At 61.6% G+C, this 21403-nt stretch carries 17 protein-coding genes and 1 pseudogene; 7 read left to right on the plus strand and 11 right to left on the minus strand.

Annotated elements, in window-relative coordinates:
• Positions 1-111 precede the first annotated feature (111 nt).
• On the plus strand, positions 112-1365 hold the full coding sequence (locus BGC09_RS07285) for a Glu/Leu/Phe/Val family dehydrogenase (protein ID WP_069803312.1): 1254 nt from the start codon (positions 112-114) through the stop codon (positions 1363-1365).
• Between the two features lie 80 nt (positions 1366-1445).
• Here BGC09_RS07285 and recJ read toward each other — a convergent pair whose 3' ends face one another.
• From recJ to rpsF, 6 genes and pseudogenes are all read right to left on the minus strand, one after another.
• Positions 1446-3260: a single-stranded-DNA-specific exonuclease RecJ gene (gene recJ, locus BGC09_RS07290; protein ID WP_069803239.1), complete on the minus strand. Its 1815-nt coding sequence runs from the start codon at positions 3258-3260 to the stop codon at positions 1446-1448.
• Between the two features lie 28 nt (positions 3261-3288).
• On the minus strand, positions 3289-4515 hold the full coding sequence (hemW, locus tag BGC09_RS07295) for a radical SAM family heme chaperone HemW (RefSeq protein WP_176728868.1): 1227 nt from the start codon (positions 4513-4515) through the stop codon (positions 3289-3291).
• Between the two features lie 178 nt (positions 4516-4693).
• Entirely contained in the window at positions 4694-6151 is a 1458-nt protein-coding gene (locus BGC09_RS07300; protein ID WP_069803240.1) for a peptidylprolyl isomerase, read from the minus strand.
• A gap of 454 nt (positions 6152-6605) precedes the next feature.
• Positions 6606-6830 (minus strand): annotated as a pseudogene (gene rpsR, locus BGC09_RS07305) (30S ribosomal protein S18); the annotation flags it as partial.
• A 252-nt stretch (positions 6831-7082) separates the two neighbouring features.
• Positions 7083-7490 carry a single-stranded DNA-binding protein gene (locus BGC09_RS07310; RefSeq protein ID WP_069803241.1) on the minus strand — a complete coding sequence of 136 codons (408 nt, stop codon included), beginning with the start codon at positions 7488-7490 and terminating at the stop codon, positions 7083-7085.
• Between the two features lie 177 nt (positions 7491-7667).
• Positions 7668-8291: a 30S ribosomal protein S6 gene (rpsF, locus tag BGC09_RS07315; RefSeq protein WP_069803242.1), complete on the minus strand. Its 624-nt coding sequence runs from the start codon at positions 8289-8291 to the stop codon at positions 7668-7670.
• A 987-nt stretch (positions 8292-9278) separates the two neighbouring features.
• On the opposite strand from rpsF, the gene rpmI reads away from it, so the two are divergent.
• The 4 genes from rpmI to BGC09_RS07340 all read left to right on the plus strand — a co-directional run bounded on the left by rpmI (position 9279) and on the right by BGC09_RS07340 (position 11461).
• The gene (gene rpmI / locus BGC09_RS07325) at positions 9279-9485 is read left to right on the plus strand and encodes a 50S ribosomal protein L35 (RefSeq protein ID WP_069803244.1); all 207 of its coding nucleotides are present in this window, start codon (positions 9279-9281) and stop codon (positions 9483-9485) included.
• A 117-nt stretch (positions 9486-9602) separates the two neighbouring features.
• Entirely contained in the window at positions 9603-9986 is a 384-nt protein-coding gene (gene rplT / locus BGC09_RS07330) for a 50S ribosomal protein L20 (RefSeq protein WP_069803245.1), read from the plus strand.
• Between the two features lie 153 nt (positions 9987-10139).
• A complete protein-coding gene (locus tag BGC09_RS07335) occupies positions 10140-10994 on the plus strand; it encodes a TrmH family RNA methyltransferase (protein WP_069803246.1) in 855 nt (284 codons plus the stop codon).
• A gap of 248 nt (positions 10995-11242) precedes the next feature.
• On the plus strand, positions 11243-11461 hold the full coding sequence (locus tag BGC09_RS07340) for a hypothetical protein (RefSeq protein ID WP_069803247.1): 219 nt from the start codon (positions 11243-11245) through the stop codon (positions 11459-11461).
• A 51-nt stretch (positions 11462-11512) separates the two neighbouring features.
• Here the strand turns inward: BGC09_RS07340 and BGC09_RS07345 are convergent, their stop codons facing one another.
• The 4 genes from BGC09_RS07345 to rny form a co-directional block, all read right to left on the minus strand.
• Positions 11513-13831 carry a methyl-accepting chemotaxis protein gene (locus BGC09_RS07345; RefSeq protein WP_069803248.1) on the minus strand — a complete coding sequence of 773 codons (2319 nt, stop codon included), beginning with the start codon at positions 13829-13831 and terminating at the stop codon, positions 11513-11515.
• Between the two features lie 685 nt (positions 13832-14516).
• On the minus strand, positions 14517-15104 hold the full coding sequence (lepB, locus tag BGC09_RS07350; RefSeq protein ID WP_069803249.1) for a signal peptidase I: 588 nt from the start codon (positions 15102-15104) through the stop codon (positions 14517-14519).
• Between the two features lie 155 nt (positions 15105-15259).
• Complete coding sequence (locus BGC09_RS07355) at positions 15260-16147, minus strand: PHP domain-containing protein (protein WP_069803315.1); 888 nt, start codon at positions 16145-16147, stop codon at positions 15260-15262.
• A 135-nt stretch (positions 16148-16282) separates the two neighbouring features.
• Positions 16283-17848: a ribonuclease Y gene (gene rny / locus BGC09_RS07360; RefSeq protein ID WP_176728869.1), complete on the minus strand. Its 1566-nt coding sequence runs from the start codon at positions 17846-17848 to the stop codon at positions 16283-16285.
• Positions 17849-18104: 256 nt separating this feature from the next.
• Here rny and BGC09_RS07365 point away from each other — a divergent pair, with 256 nt between their 5' ends.
• Positions 18105-18575, plus strand: coding sequence for an NUDIX domain-containing protein (locus BGC09_RS07365; RefSeq protein ID WP_084658102.1), 471 nt, complete (start codon positions 18105-18107; stop codon positions 18573-18575).
• A gap of 62 nt (positions 18576-18637) precedes the next feature.
• Here the strand turns inward: BGC09_RS07365 and BGC09_RS07370 are convergent, their stop codons facing one another.
• Positions 18638-20203, minus strand: a complete 1566-nt coding sequence (locus tag BGC09_RS07370; protein WP_069803250.1) for a bifunctional ADP-dependent NAD(P)H-hydrate dehydratase/NAD(P)H-hydrate epimerase — start codon at positions 20201-20203, stop codon at positions 18638-18640.
• A 228-nt stretch (positions 20204-20431) separates the two neighbouring features.
• Between BGC09_RS07370 and BGC09_RS07375 the strand changes: the two genes are divergently transcribed.
• Positions 20432-21394: a TRM11 family methyltransferase gene (locus BGC09_RS07375; protein ID WP_141727675.1), complete on the plus strand. Its 963-nt coding sequence runs from the start codon at positions 20432-20434 to the stop codon at positions 21392-21394.
• The last annotated feature ends 9 nt before the right edge of the window (positions 21395-21403 follow it).

The raw sequence follows: 21403 nt of genomic DNA on the forward strand, positions 1-21403 counted from the left end.
GAAAGGAAGGAAGGAAGAGGCGCAGCGCAGCATAGGCTGGCTGGCCTGGCTGACGGGCTGGCAGCGGTCTCTCTCCTGGCCGGGCGCATTTCAGAGGAGGTTCCAAACACAATGGCTGTTGACATCCTCAACCCTTATGAAGTAGCGGTTGCTCAATTTGACGAAGCCGCCGAGATCCTTGGCCTCTCGCAGGCCATGCGGGCCATTCTGCGCAAGCCCAAACGAGAACTCATTGTCAATTTTCCCGTGCGGATGGATAACGGTGACGTCCAGATGTTCACCGGCTACCGTGTTCAGCACAATATCAATCGTGGTCCCGCGAAAGGCGGTATTCGCTTCAGTCCCGAGGTCTCCCTGGATGAAGTGCGAGCTTTGGCCATGTGGATGACCTGGAAGTGTGCGGTGGTGGGCATCCCCTTTGGCGGCGCCAAGGGGGGGGTCGTCTGTGATCCACATAAGCTCTCGCGCAACGAGCTAGAGCGGCTCACGAGGCGCTACGCAACCGAAATCTCCATTCTGATTGGCCCCAATAGCGATATCCCGGCCCCCGACATGAACACGAATCCCCAGATTATGGCCTGGATCATGGATACCTATTCCATGCATCGCGGCTATTCGGTTCCCGAGGTCGTGACGGGGAAGCCGCTCTCGATCGGGGGGAGCGAGGGGCGCCTGGAAGCGACGGCGCGCGGTGTGCAGGTTGTGACGCGCGAGGCCCTGCTGAGTCTGGGCATGCAGGTAGAAGGAGCCAGGGTAGTCATCCAGGGCTTTGGCAACGTGGGAGGCAATTCGGCCCGCCTGCTGCAGTCCCTCGGCTGCAAGATTGTCGGCCTGAGCGACATCAGCGGTGGCGTTTATAATCCCAACGGCATTGATGTCATGCGCGCGCTACGCTACTCACAGGAACATGGTGGCCTGCGTGGTCTGCCCGACAGTGAGCAAGTGACCAATCAAGAGCTGTTGGAATTGCCCTGTGATGTACTGATCCCGGCTGCCCTGGAGAATCAACTGACGGCCCAGAACGCGCCGCGTGTCAAAGCGGGTCTGATCATTGAAGCCGCCAATGGTCCAACGACGCCCGAGGCCGACCGCATCTTCCAGGATCGGGGTATCACGGTGGTGCCTGACATCCTGGCCAATGCTGGAGGCGTAACGGTCAGCTATTTCGAATGGGTCCAGGATTTGCAGCGCTTCTTCTGGTCGGAGGACGAGATCAATCAACGCCTGGAGCGGATCATGGTGCGTTCGTTCCAGGCAGTGCAAGACCGGGCTGAGCGTCAGCGCACCAGCCTGCGCATGGGGGCTTACCTGCTGGCTGTGGCGCGTGTCGCCGAGGCCACCGAAGCGCGTGGTATCTATCCCTGAGCTGGAGGGGCAGGAACCCTTTGGCCTGGCTGGCGGGCTGACTAACGGGCCGGCCAGCTCTTCCGTTCGAGGCAGGCAGCTCAGGTTGAGGGCGAGGGTGTGATAGCAAGAATCTTGAGCGTGATCTCGCGCGTGCTCTCGCCCTCCTGGGGACTCCAGGCTGGTTCGATGCGGAAAATCACGTCGACGTGTGATGCGCCGTTGAGAGCGCTCATGTGGGTAGCTCCACGCACGAAAGTTCCCATGACCTGCAGATTGCCGATGCCGAGGCGCACCCGCAAGTTGCGTCCTGCCGGCCCACTGCTCCAGTAGTTGAGCAGGCGCATCTTCTCGGCTTTGAAGACCGGCTCAGGATTAGCGGCTCCGAAGGGGCCAAGCTGGCGAATGCGGCTATAGGTTTGGTACTGGAAATATTCGGGGCGGCGCAGCACCAGATCGACCATGAGGCTATGGGCAGGGGGTGGGGGCGTGCTCTCCTGCTCGGCGAGGGGGGCCCTGGTCTCGCTCGGTAGCAGGGCCGACTCCAGGCCGCTGCCGTTGCTCTGGCCATCGTGCCAGTTCAGCAGGTGCTGGTGGAGGGCTTCCACATAGTGGTTGGCGATCGTAAAGCCAGCGGCCTGAGCATGACCGCCGTAGCGCTCGAAGAGATGGGCGCAGCCGCGCAAGGCTGCAATCATATTGAAACCCTCGCGACTTCTGGCCGAGCCACGGCTGAAGTCCTTGCCGCGACTCAGGACCAGCACAGGGCGGCGAACCTCCTCAGCCAGCTTGCTGGCGACCAGACCAATGATTCCTTCGGGCCAGTTGTCGCCGCTGACCAGGACCACAGCGTCATCCGGGCGGCGCGCTGCCTCCTCGCGCGCCAGACTCATCAGCTCCTCAGTCTGAGCCTGGCGCAGGTGATTCAGGTGCTCCAGGCGGGCGGCGTAGGTCTGAGCCTCAGCCGGGTCGTCCGTCATCAGCAGTTCGCAGGCCAGACGGGCATCTTCCATGCGTCCAGCGGCGTTGAGGCGTGGCCCCAGGACAAAGGCAACGTCGCGCTCGCGGACCTGGCCAGGCTGCAGCCCGGCGCTTTTCATCAGTGCCAGCAAGCCTGGACACCTCGTCTGATTGAGACGCTCCAGTCCCAGCCGTACCAGCGTATGATTCTCGCCGAGCAGCTCGGCCACGTCGGCGATCGTGCCGATGGCCACCAGATCGAGCAAGGCCAGCTCCTCCTCGCGTGGCAGATCAAAGGAGCGGTAGAGCGCCTGCACCAGCTTAAAGGCCACTCCGACTCCACAAAGCACACGTTCGGGATACGTCGAGTCAGGACGCCAGGGGTTCACCAGGGCATAGGCTGCTGGCAGCTCATCCGGGGGGCGATGATGATCGGTAATAATCACATCGATGCCGAGAACCTCGTGGGCATAGCGCACCTGAGCCACGTCGGAGCTGGCGCAATCGGTCGTAATCATCAACGACGTTCCCTGACGCTTGAGCCAGTCGAGAGCGCCAACATTGAGGCCGCAGCCCTCATCGATCCGTGACGGAATGTAGTAGTCGAGGGGAGCCTCAGCACGCTTCAGCCGGCGCAAGGCCCGCATCAAGAGCGCGGTGGCAGTCACCCCATCGGCGTCGAAGTCGCCATAGACCGTGATGTGCTCGCCTGCCAGCAGTGCGCGGCGAATGCGCTCCAGAGCGCGCGGAAGGTCGATCAGCGTCAGAGGATCAGGCGTCTGCTCATACCGTGCCTCCAGGAAAGCCTTCATCTCCTCTGGCGTGCGCAGACCCCGGTTGTAAAGCAATTGGGCATGCAGGGGTTCGATGCCCGCCGCCCGGAAACGACGGAACTGACTGGCACTTAACAGCTCACAGACACGCCAGCCGAGGCGTGATACTCTCTCCGACTCCACGGGTATATCCTTCTCTCTCCGCTCTCAGCTAATCTTCGTCGGGAAGCAGGCACAGAAAGACCTCGTTGCCTAGCAGGCGCCCACGTTTGCTCAGGCGGAGCCAGGTCCCATCGTCGTACTCCAACAAGCCGGCCTCAGAGACATGGCGCAGGCGCTGCCCGGCAAACTGCCAAAAGTCCAGGCCGAAGCGCTCGCGAAAAGAAGGGAGATGGAGACCGCGAGCGGTGCGCAGGGCCAAAAAGGCTGTTTCGGCCATCTGCTCCTCAAGGGAGAGCGTTTCGCTCTCCGCCTCGGGGCGCTGACGGGAAGCGAGGAGGCGCATATACTGGCGTGGCTCGCGCACATTCGAAAAACGGCGTCCGGCAAAGCAAGAATGGGCGCCGGCGCCCAGGCCCAGGTAAGGGAGATTGAGCCAATACGTCAGATTGTGACGGCACTCGTGACCGGGACGAGCCCAGTTCGAAATCTCGTAGTTCGCATAGCCCGCCTCCTGCAGCAGCGCGTCGGCATACTCATACATCTCAGCGCAGAGATCCTCATCGGCAGGGGCCAGCCGTCCCTCCTCTACCCAGGTAAAGAAGGGCGTTCCCTCCTCCACGATCAGCGAATAGAGTGACAGATGATCGGGTTCCAGCTCCAGCGCCCGCAGCAGGGTCTCGCGCCAGTGAGCCATCGTCTGCTCTGGCAGACCGAACATCAGATCGAGATTCAGCGAAGCGAAGCCAGCGGAGCGGGCTGCTCGTACGGCCTGCTTCACATCCTCTGGAGAGTGGGTGCGCCCAAGCAGCTTCAGCAGGTGAGGGTCGAAGCTTTGCGCCCCCAAACTCAGGCGGTTGACCCCTGCTGCGCGCAGGGCCTGCAGGTGCTCGCTGGAAAGTGTGCCTGGGTTAGCCTCCAGCGAGATTTCTGCCGCCGGATCAACGGCAAAAGCCGCCCGGCAGGCAGCGAGCAATCGGCGAATCTGCTCAGCGCTCAAGAGGCTGGGAGTGCCTCCACCGAAGTAGATTGTTCGGGCGCGGCGCGGGCCGCCTGAGACTGGGCGGACCATCTCGCCTGCCAGCTCAATCTCGGTTTGTAAGGCGCGCACGTATGGCTCACGAAGCGACAGCAGACCTGCATACGTATTAAAATCGCAATAGTAGCAGCGCGTATGGCAGAAAGGGATATGCAGGTAAAGTGAAACGCTCTCCAGCAAAGAAGAGAGCGGTTCGTCGAAGAGTACCGTATCTGGAGCGCTGCAGAGAGAAGCTGACATACTTTCCTGCCTACTTGAGAGAGAGAAAGCGCCAGACCAGGACAGTCCTGGCGCTGCCATCCTCCTCTCCAGCATTGAGAGAAGGAATGGAAGGGAGCTGCCGGCCTGATCGCTGCTTGCTGGTCTGGATAGGCCAGAGCCGGCCAGCTCCCTGATAATGACACAGCCTTTGAGACGACTACTGGCTCGGTGCCGTCAAGCCGCTGCCGTTCTGGGAAGGACCGCTCACAGGCAGCTCAGTCGGCATATTGATTGGATCAAAGAGCCGGTTCTGATCGGCGGGTGTGATATGGGTTGTTGGCAAGGCCCGGATCTCAAGGGACCAGTTCGAGAGAGCGTTGTCCTTCAGGGTCTGAAGGGTGCTCTTATCCAAGGCACGGGAAGGATCGATCCCGAGGATCTGGACGATATGGTAAGAGCCATTCTCCATAATGATGGGGCTGATCTCATTGACAGTCCGGGCGGGGTCGAAGAGCCAGTTATCGATGTAGGCTTGGCCCTCCTGATGGGCATACTGGCCGCGGGCCAGCCAGCCGAGGTAACCGCCCTTCGTATTGGTCGTCGTATCGACCGACTTCTGGCGAGCCAGAGTAGCGAAATCGGCGCCCTTCTTCAGCTGATCCAGGATCTTCTGGGCATCGGCCTTAGTACTGAGCGTTATGGTACGGGCCAGCACCTGGTATGTCGGCGACGTAATCTGCGAAGCCAGATAATTCTGCATATTGTCGCGGCGCAGCTTTAGCGCCATCATCTCATGCATATCGGCATCAGTGACGCTGTCCTGAGAGAGCATCTGCTGATAGCTGCGCGCGTACTGGCCTGATTTCGGCATATTGGCCTTCAGATCGTTAAGGGCACGCTCGACCTGAGCGGCGGTCGGCTCGATGCGGGCGCGGATCGAGGCGGGCTGTGTTTGAAGCCACTCGCGGATCAGCTCATCATCCTGGAGCCAGGTCGCGCTATCGTTACCGATCTGGGACTGAGTGAAAGGACCTTGCTGCTCGAAAGGAATGGTATTTTGGGTCAGATCGTTCAGCTGGGATTGCAGCTTATCGTGCTGGGACTGAGCGTTAGCGTAAGCCTGCTTGGCCGCGTTCAGCTCCTTGGTCAGCTGAGTGCGCTGGGGACTGGAGCCAGCGGGTAACTTACTGAGTTGCTTATTGAGATCGTCGATCTGCTTGGAAGCGTTATTCATCGCCTGCTGTTGCTGAGCGATCTGCTTTTCGAGATTGGTGCGCTGGGCGAAGAGGCCATTTGGTCCGTAGAGCTTATTGATCTCCAACTGTGTCTGCAGGACCACCAGCTTGTGGTACTCGGACTGGGGGATGTCGTGGCCATTGACCGAGGTAATCGGCAAGCTTGGCACGATCACGTTGATGTTGATCCAGAAACCGATGAGAACGCCGACGATGGTGAGCAAGATAAGGACCGTGAGAGCCCAGGTAGCCCGAACGCGGATACGGTTTTTCTCGCTCTGAGAGAGGTGGCTACCCCAGCCGAAGATCAGGGGTTTGCCATCTCGTCGGGCCGCCACAAGGGCAGTCTGGCGGACATAGCGCCTGGACTTGGCCTTCTCCGGGCGGCTTGCTCGCGTTGACCGCTGGTTTTGGGGTTCACGCGCTGTTTGACTCGTCATAGTGGAAGAACCCTTTCCTGCCTTCAGCAATGGCTGCTCATGGCTCCATGATACACAGGAACAGTCTATGAGACAAGAGGGCAAGCCTCGACTCAGCTTTCAGGCTTCTTGTCCCCCTATTCTCATGGCTGTATCCCCCTCGCTGTATCCTCGGGCGGATCGTTGGCAGAGGCGCCCAGCCCGACTGTGACCGTGCCAGTCGCCGTTTGCCTCTCCTTTCTCCTTGCCACTCTGCTCTGCCACTTTGGCGTTGCTTGGCCCAGAGTAGCAGGAGCGGAGAGATGGAGAGCCGGGCGAGCCTCCATCTCTCTCGTCCCTCTCTGGTTGACAGCCTATCTGTCTCTCTGCCACCCGGGCGAGCGGCGCAACCATTTCGCAGCCATTGCTGGCAGCGAAGCGTGCCTCTTGCTTGCTTGGGCTAAGCTGAAGGTCTTGGTCTTGCTCGCTACATGCTGCGCATATGCTCTGCGGTATAGGGCAGCAGAGCCATAAAGCGGGCCTGCTTGAGCGCGCGGCTCAGAGCGCGCTGGTGCTTGGCGCAGGTGCCCGTCTTGCGGCGGGGCTCGATCTTGCCGCGATCGGAGATGTAGCGCTTCAGGAAACGGGCGGCATCCTTATAGTCGATCTCGCGCACGCGGTCGTGGCAGAACTGGCAGACCTTGCGCCGGGGGCCACGGATGCCCTCGCGGCGAGGTGGGCGAGCGCTCGTCTGGGGCTGAGCAGGCGCCTGGCCCTGGCCCGGGGCTTGAGCGCTGGCGCCGCCGGCCTGCGCTGCCTGGCCCTGAGTATTCTGCTGGGCGGCTGGGGCTGTTGACTGGTTTGCCGCTTCGTTACGCTTTTGCACGGATTGTCCTCTCCTCCTTCGAACACACAACGGAGTATGTCTCGTTAAGGGGGCGATTCGCCAGCTCTTCTGCCCTGGAGGGAGGGATTAGAAGGGCTGAGAATCGTCCAAATCTTCAAGGAAATCACCGCTGTCGGTTGGGAACTCGTCCGAGACATCGGCCTCTTGTGGCTTAGGCGAGAGGAAGCGCAGATCGCTGGCGATCACATCGAAGGCGGTGCGTTCGACACCGTTCTTATCGGTATACTTGCGCTGTGCGACTCGCCCTTCCACATAGACCTTGCTGCCCTTGCGCAGGTACTGATAGCAGCGCTCGGCCAGCGAGCGCCAGGCGACCACATTGAACCATTCAGTTTCCTCGCGCTTCTCGCCGCTGGGGGTCTTGTAGGTACGGCTGACTGCCAGCGAAAAGCGAGTGACAGCTGTCCCATTATCGGTGTAGGACATTTCCGGGTTACGGCCCAGGTTGCCGATCAGCATGATTTTGTTCAGCATCGCTTAGATCCTTTCGTCGCACTGGGAGACGCCGCACCATCCTTCGCTGAAGCCAGATGGGAGCAGGGCTGACCCTCTCCTGACTGTGTCACTGGCTGGCTGCTCGCCGGTGTTCTGGTGGAGCGAGCCATTGTCTCGTTGGTCGTGTGCTCATTCCCGAACCGATCGCTAGAGCGCCTAGGCTTGCTCAGCCTCGGAGGCTGGGGCTGGCTGCTCATCGAGGGCGGGAGGGGCACTCTCCATCTCCTCATGCGAGACGGCGGGCGCCTCTTGCTCTCCTACTGCTGATTCTGATGACTGTGATTCCGAAGATTCTTCTGATGACTGGGTAGCTGCTTCAGAGGCGTCGGCAGGAGCCTCGGCTCCCGCTTCGGAGGTGCTGCCTGCTGTGGCCTCGGCCTCCGCGCTGGCGCCGGCAAGCTCTTCGCTCGCGACGCTGGCAGGGGCCGGGGCCGGGGCAGCTCCGGCGGCGCTGGCGGCGGCGTAGGCCTCGCGCTCCTTCTGTACCACCCGCGGATCGCGTCGTTTGATCAGATGCCGCAGCACCTCCTCTGATACCTTGAGGGTGCGGTCCAGTTCCGGGAGGGTCTCAGCGGAGACACTCATATCAACAAAGATATAGATGCCATCGCGTTGATGCTCGATGGGGTAGGCCAACCGTCGCCGCCCCCAGTAGTTCACCCTGACAACCTGGCCGTCATGCGCGGTGACGATCTGCTCGATCCGTTCAAGAATAGTACGTGTTCGCTCTTCACTGACTTCGGGATGGAGAATAAAGCCAAGCTCGTAGTCTCTCCTCACGAAGCCACCTCCTTCCTATGGGTTTGCTCGCGGTCAGTCGCGGGTATGGGTGCTTGTTTTGCTGCCGGAGCAGGTGGAGTATGGCGATCTCTATTTTCGCCATCCGCTCTGCCGCTGTCTTTTGCCCTCTCTTGCTCTTGCCAACCAACCACTCTTGCTCTCGTCCCTTCTCACGTTCACCAGGGAGCAGCGCGGTGCCTGGGTCCCGCCTGAGAAGGTCGAAGCGCTCTCTGCTCGTTGGGCGGGCAGGCGTGGCCTCTGTATGGCTTTTGAGAGAGTCGCTGTCGCTATAGTGCCCCGCTATTATAGCATTGTCCTCCCTCTCTGGCAAGAGAAGGCTCGTCTTGCTAAGTGGTGGCTCTCCCTTCCGCGCAGCGGTGCGCTGACAGGGCGACGCAGCTGGACGGGACGGACGGGCGAAGGCCGTTCCCCCTTCACCAGAGCGAGGGCCGCGGCCAGTACCAGGGCGGCTCTGCCTTCCGGCCTGGCTCTGTCTGGGCCTCTTGTCTATCTCTCCTGCTTTTCTATTCTTGGAACTGCCCGCCAAGGTGGAAATTGACCAGAGCAGAGGCCAGCGAGCTCGCTTCCTTTTCCGCTCGCTCGGGCTGCCAGATAAGCAGGTAGTCTCTGGCTCTTGAGCCAGAAGACCCAAGAAGGGCCGTCTCCTACTGGACAGCGGGAGCAATCTGTGCTATACTCGCAGACGGCATGCGGGGCTTCTTCGCTCTTGAAAAAGGCTTCTCTGCGCCTTCGATGGAGCCGCTCTTCTCTAGAATGCTGTGATGCGCGCCATCAGTGGCTGGCATGGCAAGCTCGCCAGTCCAGGTCGCGCCGGGCGCACAAGCTCCTCTCTCGTGTGAGTCGACCGCCTCGTCTTTCGTTGGTCTCGGTCTCCCTTTGTTCCCAACAGGCGGACCGGCAGGGAGAGGTCAGTTGCTGCGTTACCCACTGCCCCGCACGAGAAGAAAGAAAGAGAGTGTGTATCTCATGAAGCAGAAACTGAAGACGCACAAGGCCATCTCTAAGCGCGTTAAGATCACGGCTACTGGTAAGCTTTTGCGCCGCAAGGTTGCGATTAGTCACCTGCGCCGTAACAAGTCTTCTCGCTCGGTTCGTGCTGCTGACAAGGCTTTTGCCCTGGCCCGGGGTGATGCTCGTCGCGTTCGGCGCCTGCTCCCCTATGCCGGTCGGTAGGCGCCTGGCCCTCTGGCTGGCGGCTGGCTGGTCGGCAGCGGGGGGTCTTGACTGCACAGACTGCATCGACTTCATAATCTGCCAGGAAGAAGAAGAAGAAGGAAGGATGAGGACGCTATGCCAAGAGTGAAGCGAGGCGTTACGGCGCGTCAGAAGCATAAAAAGGTATTGAAGTTTGTGGAGGGCCATCGTGGCACACGCCGCCGTCTGATCAAGAAGGCGCGTGAATCCATGATGCATGCCCTGTCCTATGCCTATCGTGATCGACGCAACCGCAAGCGTGATATGCGTCGGCTCTGGATCACACGCATCAACGCTGCCGCTCGCATGTTCGGCGTGACCTACAGCCAGTTGATGCATGCGATTCGTGTAGCCAATATCAGCGTTGATCGTAAGATTCTGGCTGAGATGGCGGTCAACGATCGGCCTGCCTTCGCTGAACTGGTGAAGACAGCCCTGGCTGCAGCCCAGAGTCAGGATCAGCCTCAAACGCAGGCATAAGGCTAGCAACAAAGCTGGTGCTCTGTTCGAGCTATCCCTTCTGGAAAGCCGAGGTGACAGCCGGTTTGGCCAGGCGGGACAGCCCAGAAGCAGGGTAGGGGCGACTGCTCCGGCGGTCGCCCCTTCTGCATGATAAAGGGAGGTGACGCTCCCATGCCGGTCATTAGCAGCCCGCTGAATCCCCGTATTGCTCGCCTGCGTGAGCTACACACACCGCGTGGACGTAAGAAGCATGGCCTCTTTCTCATGGAAGGGCCGCATTTACTCAAAGAGCTGCTTGACCGGGCCGTGACGCCGCTCGAAGTCTACTATCAGCCCGACCTGCTGGCGCGTACGGCTGAGGGGCAGGCCCTGTTAAAGCGGCTATTGAAGGGGGAGGTGGCGGAGCGGGCGCTGGTGCAGGTCAGTGTGCGTGTCATTGAGGCTTTAGGCGAGGTGCAGACCTCCCAGGGGGTTGTGGCCGTGCTGCCGCTTGCGGCCTTCAGCTATGAAGAGGTGGCGGCGCGCCGGTCTCCGGCTTTACGCCCCACGCTGCTGATTCTCGATCGGCTGGCCGACCCGGGCAACCTTGGGACAATCCTGCGCACAGCCCTGGCGGCAGATGTGGCGGCGGTCCTGTTGACGCCAGGCTGTGTGGACGCCTTTAGTCCCAAGGTCGTGCGGGCGGCAGCTGGGGCCCATCTGGCCTTGCCGCTCGCAGAGGAACAGCCCTGGGACGAGATTGCGAGGCGGGTGAGAGAGCACTGTGGTCCCCAGCTGCGTCTCTTTCTGGCTGAGGCTGGGGCGCCGCAACTCTATTATGAGCAGGATCTGTCTCAGCCGTTCGCCCTCATCATTGGCAACGAGGCCCACGGTCCTTCAGAGGCAGCTCGCGCCCTGGCGACCAGTTCTGTGAGTATCCCTCTTGCCAACGGGGTTGAGTCGCTCAATGCGGCGATGGCGACTGGCATCTTGCTCTACGAAGCCGTGCGCCAGCAACGCCAGGGGGGCTCTCATCGCAGAAAGTGACGGATCTGTCTGGATAGAAGAACAGAGGCGGCAGGGCCTACGGCGCCGACGCTCGTCGTAAGCCCTGCCGCTTCTGCGGGTAAGAGGGGGCAGTGTCGTTAGCCAGAGAAGAAGTAGTCTGCAAGAGGTGGTCGGCAGTCTGCCGGCTCTCGCTAACTATAACCTACATCATCAGTCTAACAGAGGAATTAGACGCTTGTCTATGAAAAAAGATAGAGGTTGCGGATACTATCTATAACAAAAAAGTTATGAGAGGGAGGGAGGGAGAGAGGGAGAGCGAGGAAGAGAGCCAGGTCGCAGAGCGGTGGGGTGGGGGACTGAGTGCGCTCGACCTGGCTGGTCCCAAAGACCAGAGGGAGCAGGAAGCAGTTCCTCGGAGCCGCTTCCTGCTCCCTCTGCCGGTTGATCTCCTGCCCATCTTTCCATCCGACTATCCCGACTATCCCGACTATCCGACTGTCTATTGATTGCTTCAGATTGGTTGCTTCCTTGGGAAGCACTGGTCTGGCGAATAGTGCTTATGGGCGACCGCTGCCGTTGCTGGTCCCGGGGTTCCAGGGGTCGTACGGCGACTGCTCGAAGGGGGCGGCCTTGGGGCCTGGGGTCGGAGGGAAGCCCGTTGCTGGCGGCGAGTAAGGCCAGCCTGACTGCGGGCCACCGCCTCCGGCTGGCATCGAAGGCAGCGGCTGGCTCCACTCGCTATTGCTCGTGGGGGAGGGAGAGGGCGAGAGCGGCTGGAAGGATGAAAAGCCCTCGGGGCTCGGGCTGGCGCCTGGCTGGCGGGCCGGGGGGAGAGCATTATAGATCCCGGCGGGGGTTGGCGTTGGCTGAGCCTGAGCGGTGGCCGTGACTGTACGGAAAGCGCCGCTCAGAGACTGCTGGCCCTCTGCGCCGTCCTGGATCGTCAGCGCATCGGTAAAGCCTGTAGTAGACAGGTAGCTCTGGTCCTCATTCAGCTTGAACGCCTCCACCGAAGCACGCAGGCGCTCGACCAGGCGAGCCAGGCGTCCCATAGCCTGGGCGGACTCGCGTGTTGTCGTGCTGCTGCGCTGGGTTGCCTCCGAGACACTGTGCATGATCTGCACCACGGAGCTAGAAGACTCCAGCTGCTGATTCGCCATCTGGTTAATCGTTTCGATTTCGTGGGCCTGTTGCTCGATCACCGCAAAGACTGTCTCCAGAGCGCTGCCGGCCTCCTGAGTCAGGCGTGCTCCGGCCTCCGTCTCGCGCTCTGTATCCTGCATGGCCACAGCCACCGCCCCGATGTCTTCGCGGACGCTGCGGACGATGCGTGTTACATTGCTGGCCTGCTCTTTAGCGCGCTCGGCCAGGCGGCGGATATCGGCGGCGACGGCTCCGAAGCCTTTGCCGTGCTCGCCGGCCATTGCGGCCTGGATAGCGGCGTCGAGCGCCAGACGGTTGGTCTGATGGGCGATGCTGGAGATCGCCTCCACGATATTGTTGATCTCGCGCGAGCGATCGCCGAGCACCTGGACCTTCTTAGCGGTCGCCTGCACGTTCTCGTGAATGCGGCCCATCCCAGCGACGGCCATCTCCACTGCCTCACGGCCCCCTTGGGCATCTTTGCGCGCCTCCACGGCGACGTTGTGGAGCAGCTGGGCGCGCTCAGCCACGCGGCGGCTGGCCTCGGCCATCTGCTCGACCTCGACCGCAGCCTCGCTGATCTGGCGGATCTGCATATCATCCTCTTCCACTAGTTGGGTCATGCCATCGATCAGCTGGCTTGTCGTCTGCTCCACCTCGCGGGCCACCGTCTTCACGCGGATCACCAGATTCCCCAGCTCCTCGACCATGTAGTTAAAGGAGTCCGCGAGCACGCCGAGGGCATCAGCCGTCACCTCGGCCTGCACGCGCAGGTCGCCCTCACCGACGCCACTGACCTCGCTCACCAGCTTCTCCACCTGGGCTTGCAGGTTATCGCGTTGGGCCTGGGTCTCCTGGATCAAGCGCACGATGTTATCGAGCATGTTGTTCATCGAATTCGCCACAATGTAGATCTCATCGCGGCTATTAATCTTGACGCGGGCCGTGGTATCGCCCTTGCTGATGCGCTTGGTCAGGTTGGCGAGCTGGCGCAGGGGGCGGGTGATTGTCAGGTTAATGATATAGCCGATGGTGATCACCACCATAGCCGTGGCCAGGATAGCGATGACCGTTCCCAGGGTGATCATCCCAATCTGATTAGAGCCGATGGTGGTCACCTCATTGCTGATCGTTTGGGTGGTGGTCACAAGCTGCTGCCAGCTTTTGAGGAGCGAGGCGTACCTGGTGTTGGCCTGTTCGAGGAGGCTGTGGGTCTGGCCGTGCGGGAGATTGGCTTTCAGCGCTGTCAGCTCGGCGTCCTGGGCCTGCTTATAATCCGACCATTGCTGACTGGCCATGTGGAAGATCTGGGCCTGGTTGGCGACCAGGGTATTGATATCTCCCGGGAGGCTCCGGCGCACGCTGTCCATGTTAGGAGACGACCCCAACATGAAATTCTGCTGGTAGGTGCTCAACTCGTTGCCGAAGCTATGCTCCAGGTCGAGGATCTCGGTCTCGGCAGAGGTGGCCATGCGGGTCATGGCGCTATTGTTGAGGCCGTAGGGACCCTCGTTGGCATAGAGCGTTGAGTGGTACTGGCCCAGCAGCGCATTCATGCGCTCAAGGTCAGACATGGCCTGCATGGAGACCGTCGTCGCCTGGTTGGCTACCTGCATGGCCTGGCCGTGGACGGTCAGGGTATTCAAAAAGAAGGTTCCCAGCACAATAATCACGATGGCGGGAATGATCGCAGCCAGCGCGAAGGCCAGGAAGAGCCGGAGGAAAATAGGCATTCGCGTAATTGCTCTCATGACAGCTCTCGCCCCCTCTAAGAAGGTACGCAATGATCTGTATTGCTGAAAGGAATGGACCTTGCCGTTGCCAGCCTGTTGTTGATGTATGGGCAAACGTCAATGAGACCTGGAACAACCTGACAAAAGACTCCCAAGGTAGTGTACTCCACCCTGGGCAATTTTGAAACTCTCTTATGAGAGAGTACCCTCTTTTTCCTAGATGCGTGGCGCCGACAGCCTGGGGGTAGAAAGCGATCAAGCTCTGCCGCCAGAGAGGCGACGGAGGTGGGCGAACCGCTGCCTGCGCTACACTGTATTAACGATAGCCGAAAAGGCTGCTTCCAGCAAGCACCCTCCCCTCATAGGGTGCTTGCTGCTGGCTGCCGCGCCTCCTTCCTTCTGGCGAGCTCCCTTCATCTCGGCCCAGCCGTTCCCTTTTTGCCCATGAAGAGCAGCAAGGGGCTATCTGGCTCTTCCTCCGGCTGTGGGATTTCCTGCTGGGGCTGTGCTTGCTCGGGCATGTGACCCCAAAAAAGCCAGTGGCAGAGGAGCCGCAGGCTCTGTCATTCGTGGGGGGGCAGAACCGGTAGCTCCTCTGCCAGGGATCAGCGGCGGCGGCGGCGGGCCTGGCTTGTGCGTGGGGCCTGCATTGCCTGTGGTTCACGGCATGGGATCTGTCGCCTCTTCATTTAATGCCGGCAAAGACGCTGCTCTCGTCGGGTAGCAGGCCGAAGTTATTGGCTCCCAGCGGCCAGTAGACCAGGGTAGCCTTGCCGACGATGTCCTGTTTGGGCACGGTCCCCCATTGACGCGAGTCGGAGCTGTCGCCGCGATTATCGCCCATCACGAAGTACTGGTCGGGGCCGATTACCAGGTTGCGAATCGGCGGATAGACTGCCAGACTGGCTGGATCGTCGGGATTCGTGTACGGTTCGCGCAAGGTGACCCCATCGACAATGACGGTCTGGCCGATGACAGTGATCGTGTCGCCGGGAATGGCAATAATCCGCTTCACATAGTCTACGCTCGGGTCGCGTGGGTAGTGAAAGACAATGATGTCACCGCGCTGAGGCGGATGAAAAAGGTAGGCGAGTCGATCGACAAGGATATATTCCTGGTTGTGCAGTGTCGGCTCCATGCTTGGTCCATCGATATAGTAGTGCTGGACCGTCAGGCGTACCACGAGGAGTAACAGTAGCGTCAATGCCACCGTTTCCAGGAGGTCGCGCAGGAGCCGACGGCCCCGCTCCTCTTTCTCTGGTTTCGCGCTCAAAACCCTTGCCTTGCCTCCTGTTCTATCGTAAGGTCGAGTCGATGCTGGCTGGGTGATCTTGCTGGAAGAAGGGTCGCCAGGGGAGGCCCTTCTTCCCTGGTCCGCTAACAAAAAAGAAAGCGTGCCTGTGGGCGTTGGGAAGGTGGCAGCCAGACTTAGTCAGCAGCTGATTCCGGCAACCTGAATGGGGGCGGCGTCTGCTGGCTGCGAGCCGCTGCTGCGTCTTTTAAACGCGCCACGCTCTCGGCAGGCACGGGGTGGCCCCCCAAGGGCGTCGGATGGATGCCAGGGCCGTGGTAGTCGCTGCCCCCTGTGGGGATGAGATCGAACTGGCGCGCCAGGGAGAGCAGCAGCTCCTCCTGCTCGGCGGTATAAGGGCCATAGTAGACCTCCAGGCCCACCAGCCCTAGCGCGCATAGCTCAGGGAGCCACTGCCGCAGGATCTCAGGGCCTGGTAATTCCAAGGGGTGAGCGATTACTGGCAGACCCCTGGCGCTGACAATGAGGCGCACCGCGTCCTGGGGCGACAGCTTGTAGCGCGGTACATAGGCCGGGCAACCTTTGCTGAGGTAGCGCGCAAAGGCTTCCTCAATGCTCTGAACATAGCCGGCCTCGACCAGGGCCTGGGCCACATGAGGCCGTCCAACTGCTCCCTTGGCCAGCTCGCGCACGCGCTCCCAGCTGATGGCGATACCCTGCTCGTTGAGCAGCTCGACCATCCGTTGGCCACGGCGCTGGCGGGCGTTGCGCAGAGTGCGCAGAGCCTGCTGAAAGGCCTCCTGCTGGTAGTGTAGAAAATAGCCAAGGATATGGACCTCGCCCGCGGGGGTTTCGGTGTTGATCTCAATGCCTGGGATGAAATCGATGCCTAGCTGGGCGGCAGCCTCCGCGGCCTCCGCCACTCCTTCTGTGCTGTCGTGATCGGTGAGGGCCAGCACGTGCACCCCCACCTCGCGAGCCTGCTGGACCAGGTCCCGCGGCGTATAGAGGCCGTCCGAGGCGGTTGAGTGCGTGTGCAGATCAATGGCGGCGTAATCGGTCATATCTCCTCCAGCCTGATTGACCCGGCGTGATCGCAGCTGAGGGCAGCGAGCAGACCACAGCTGTGGTCTGCTCGCGCTCGCCGCTGGCCACATCAGGCGCTTTCCTTGCTCCTGGTTTCGAGCAGGCCAGGCGATTTACCTGGCATAGTCAACGGCGCGCGTCTCGCGCACCACACAGACCTTAATCTGGCCGGGATAGTCAAGGCTCTCTTCGATCTTGTGAGCGATCTCGCTGGCCAGACGATTGGCACCGTATTCGTCGATCTCTTCGGGCTTGACGATAATGCGCACCTCGCGCCCAGCCTGAATGGCAAAGGACTTCTCGACGCCGGGGAAAGAGTTAGCAATGCTCTCCAGGGCCTCGAGGCGCTTGAGATAGAGATCGATGGTCTCACGCCGCGCCCCGGGCCGGGCCGCCGAGATGGCATCGGCAGCCTGGACAATAGCAGCCTCCAGGCTCTGAGGCTCCATCTCGCTGGCATGGTGGGCCACCATCGCATGAATAATCTTGGGCGACTTGCCGAAACGACGGGCAATCTCACCGCCAACAACAGCGTGCGGCCCCTCGACCTCTTGATCGATGGCCTTACCAATGTCGTGTAGCAACGCAGCGGTCTTGCAGACGTTGACGTCGGCCCCCAGCTCGTGGGCGATGGTGCCCGCGAGGATGGCCACTTCGACCGAGTGCGCCAGGACGTTCTGACCGTAGCTGGTGCGGAAGTGGAGCCGGCCCAGGATCTTGAGCAGCTCGGGCTGCAGGCCGTGAACATTGGCCTCCATCGCCGCCCGCTCGCCAGCCTCACGGATGATAGTATCGACCTCCTGCTGGGCCTTGGCTACGACATCTTCGATGCGCGTGGGATGGATGCGCCCGTCGAGGATCAGACGGTTAAGGGCCAGGCGCGCCACTTCGCGACGCACAGGATCAAAGCCCGAAAGAATGACCGCTTCCGGTGTGTCGTCAATAATGAGATCAACGCCGGTCGCGGCCTCCAGGGCGCGAATATTGCGACCCTCCCGCCCAATGATGCGCCCCTTCATCTCTTCATTGGGCAGGGGGACAACCGAGACAACGGCTTCTGAGACCTGGTCGGAGGCGCAGCGCTGGATGGCCAGGGTGATGATCTCGCGCGCCCGCGCCTCGGCCTGCTCGCGCGCTTCCTCTTCAATGATGCGCGCCCGCCGCGAGGCTTCGGTCCGAACCAGGGCCTCCATGCGACTCAAGAGCAGCTCGCGGGCCTCCTCTTCGCTCAGGTGGGAGATGCGCTCGAGCTCGACCTCCTGCTGGCGCTTCAGCTCGTCGACCTCCTGACGCAGCTCCTCGACGGCTCGCTCGCGCGCCTGCAGCCGCCGCTCGCGTTGCTCCAGCGCCTCGATCTTCCGCTCCAGGCTCTCTTCCTTCTGCTGCAGTCGCCGCTCCTGACGCTGCAGCTCGGTCCGCCGCTCGGCGTTTTCTCTCTCAATGGTAGCGCGGAAACGGGCTGTCTCTTCTCGCGCCTCACGCAGGGCCTCTCGCTGTTGCTGCTGCATTTCGAGGAGAAGACGCTCGCTGGCCTCTTTCTCCAGCCGGAGACGCTCCTCAAACTTGCTTTTATTTCGTGCCTCCCCTAAACGGTATCCGATGACGAGTGCGATCCCGGCTCCAAGGAGCGCCGCCAGGATAATGCCCGCTGCGAGGATGGCGATGATGGTCGGCGTCACGTTAGCCTACCTCCAGAGTGATAAAGGGCAAACAGGCCCGCCTGCCGGGCTTGTGGTGACCGAGTGCTATGTTCCATCGTATCGAGAGACGGTATATGCTAAGTATACTATATAGAAGGCGTATAGTACGCCAAGCATACTATATAAGAGCGTTGAGAGGCTGTCAAGAACGCTCAATTGAGAAGATCGATTGTTTCTCTAGCAGGTTCGCAGCCTTTTCTAGTTTCGTGCAATCAATCTCTACGGGAGTCACATCATGACACAGCAACCAGCGGAGTCCACTGCTCCCCTGCGTCCCACGCCCGTTGTCACCAGCTTCCTCCTGCGTTTCGACCAGCCTGGGGGGCCCCGGCTGCTGATCGTCCAGCGCAGCCAGCGGGTTGGCAGCTATCAAGGACGTTGGGCCGGCATCAGTGGCTTTATCGAGCCGGGGGTCAGTCCCGAGGAGCAGGCTTACACGGAGATCCGTGAAGAGACCGGCCTGGGGCCGCAGCAGGTGCGTCTGCTGAAGCGTGGAGCGACTATTGAGCATCGCGATCAGGAGCTGGGCCGTCACTGGATTATTCATCCGTTCCTCTTCGAGGTCTTGACCCCCGAGGCCATTCGGACTGATTGGGAAGCGGTGACCATGCGCTGGATTCCCCCGGAGGAGCTGGAGCACTATGAGACGGTGCCCCTGCTCAAAGAGGCCTACGCATCGGCGCAGCAAGGTGAGGGCCAGCCCTGAGCAGGGCCAGGGACTGGCCCGCCGTTGTGACTCTCGATCTCGATCGAGATCTGCCCGCGGGCTCAGGTGGGCTGGAGCAGTCGCAGGCGAGCGGCAGGGATCTGCGGCAGGAGATCTGAGGCCAGCAGACCGGCGTCGCCGCAGTGCTGGCTGACCAGCTGGGAGGCAGCCACATGCAAGTAGACGGCCAGGCTGGCGGCGTCAAAGGGAGTGAGGCGTTGCGCCAGATAACCGGCGATCATGCCAGCCAGGACATCGCCGGTACCAGCGCTAGCGAGGGCCGGGTTGCTGTCCCAGTTGATGCGCAACCGCCCTGCTGGCTCGCTGACCAGCGTACAGGCCCCTTTGAGGACAAGGGTGACGTTCCAGGTCTGGGCGCAATCGCGCGCGATCTGCAGGCGGTCGATGCCGCCGCCTGAGACCCTGGTCCCGCCCAGCAGACGGCTCATCTCGCCCGGATGGGGGGTGATGACGGTGCCCGGCGGCAGCCGCTGCCACCAGCTCTCAACGTCGGCCAGGTTGTTGAGGCCGTCGGCGTCGATGACCAGTGCTGGGCGCTCGCTCTCGGGCAGGCTGCGCAGACCGTCGAGCAGCGTCAGAAGAGCGCTGCGCATGGCCGGTGTGCGACCAAGGCCGGGCCCGACCAGCAGGGCCCGGTAGCCGCTCAGGTGCTCTAAGAGCGCACGGGCCTGCTCCTGGCCGGGTTGCTCGCTCGACTCTCCGGTGGGCAGCAAGACGTACGTGGCCTCGTGCAGCGAGGAGGCGTAGATGGGCAGCAGATCAGGCGTGACAGCCAGCGTCACTAAGCCTGCGCCGACCCGCAGGGCGGCACTGCCGGCCAGGTAAGCCGAGCCTGGATAAGGGGGTGAGCCGCAGAAAAGCATGACGCGCCCAAAGGTTCCTTTATTGCTTTCTAAAGGTCGCGGCGGCAGCAGCCTGCGCGCCAGGGCTGCATCCAGCATCTCATCGCTGAGATCGCGCTCCAGGGTCTCGGGAAGACCAATGCTGCCGACGAGCAGCTCGCCGAGATAGGCACGGGCGGGAAAGAAGAAAAAGCCCTGTTTGGGACAAGCCAGGGTGATGGTGAGGTCGGCGCGGATGGTGCCGGGATCGACTTCGCCAGTGTCAGCATTGACGCCGGTCGGCAGGTCGACTGCCACGACAAGTAGCTTGCCTGGGCGGCGGGCGCGCTCCTGCTCAACACGGGCCAGCAGAGCACGCATGTCGTCGGGCAGGGGACGCGAGCGCCCGGTGCCCAGCAAGGCGTCAATGACGTAGCCGACGCGCCCCAGCACAGCCTTTAGCTCTTCCTCTACCTGCTCTGCTGGCACCTCACGGCCCTCGCGCGTCAGCCGGCGCTCCTTCCAGCGGTAGAGGGTGATGTGCGCTCCCTCGGCCTCCAGATGGCGGGCCATGACCTGGCCATCGCCGCCATTGTTCCCAGGACCGATGAGGAAGAGCAGCTCGCACTCGCTCAGCGAACGCTGCTGGCGCTGGCGAATATAGCGGGCCAGCAGCTCGGCGGCGCTGCGACCGGCATTCTCCATCAAGATGGTGGTGTTTAGGCCGTATTCTCGGTCCGCCCGCATCTCCAGTTCGCGCATGCGGGCAACGTCAACGATATGCATGGTTCTCCTCTCCCTGCTTTCTGTTCTTTATTCTACATGGCGGCGCCGGCCCTGTCACGCTCACGCGGCAGTGGAGTCCGCGGGCGAGAGGAGGCGCCGGCGCCAAGGAGAGAGACAGCAAAGAGAATCGCTCAAAGAGGCGCGACAATGGCTCCATAACCTGCTATACTCCATTCCATGAAACTGGCACTCAAGATCAGGCCGCAGCGCAGCAATCAGTACAGCAACATGGTCGAGACCCTCGCTGAGCCGGAGCTGCGTGCCAGTCCCCTCGGCCCGGCGATCGGCGAACTGCAGCGCGCCCTGCTGGGCGGGCAGAGCTATCTGCTGGTGGACATAGAAGATGGGCGGCTCGACCGCCAGGACTGTTTACGCCTTCTTGCTCATCTGGGGACGATCAGCGAGGTTTACGAGTATTTTGCCGAGGTCGGTGGCATCGAGGGTCCCTTTCTACGTCCGCTGGCCTTGCCCTGGCAGCCCTTCATCTCGCCGGAGATCGCTGAGGTGCGGCGTTACAAAGGCAAGACCAACGAGATCTTTACGCGCGTCCTCCTGAACGCGGCCCTCTTCGCCGGCGCCTATGCCAGCAGCCGCGAACGCCTGCGCATCCTTGATCCTCTGGCTGGCGGAGGCACGACGCTCTTTGTCGCCCTGGCCGCCGGCTACGATGCCTTTGGCATCGAGGAGAAGCGCCAGGATGTTGAGACGACGGCAGTCTTTCTGCGTCAATACCTCAGCGGCGAAGGAATCACCTTCAAAGAGATTTGCGAGCATCGTCGCAGCGGCAAGCGTTACCAGTTTGAGGTCAGGCCAGGGGACAAGAGCGGCGAGGCGCGCCTCGTGGTATTGGTTCATGGCGACAGCAGCGAGGCCCCGCTGCACCTGAGTAATCTGCCCGGGGGGCCGCGCGTCCATGCCATCGTGGGTGATCTCCCCTACGGCATCCAGCATCCAGGTGAGATCGGCAAGCTCCTGCGCCAGGCCCTCCCTGCCTGGGTCGAGCTGCTGCTGCCAGGGGGCACCCTGGCCCTGGCCTGGAATGCCACCCGCCTTCCGCGCGAAGAGATCGCTGCTCTGGTCGAGCGCTACAGCGGGCTGCAGACGCGCAACGATCCACCGTACACGCAATTTGCGCACACGGTGGATCGCGTCATCAAAAAGCGCGACCTGCTCGTCGCTGTCAAGACCTGAGTGGCGCGC

The sequence above is a fragment of the Thermogemmatispora onikobensis genome (assembly GCF_001748285.1).
Taxonomy (GTDB): domain Bacteria; phylum Chloroflexota; class Ktedonobacteria; order Ktedonobacterales; family Ktedonobacteraceae; genus Thermogemmatispora; species Thermogemmatispora onikobensis.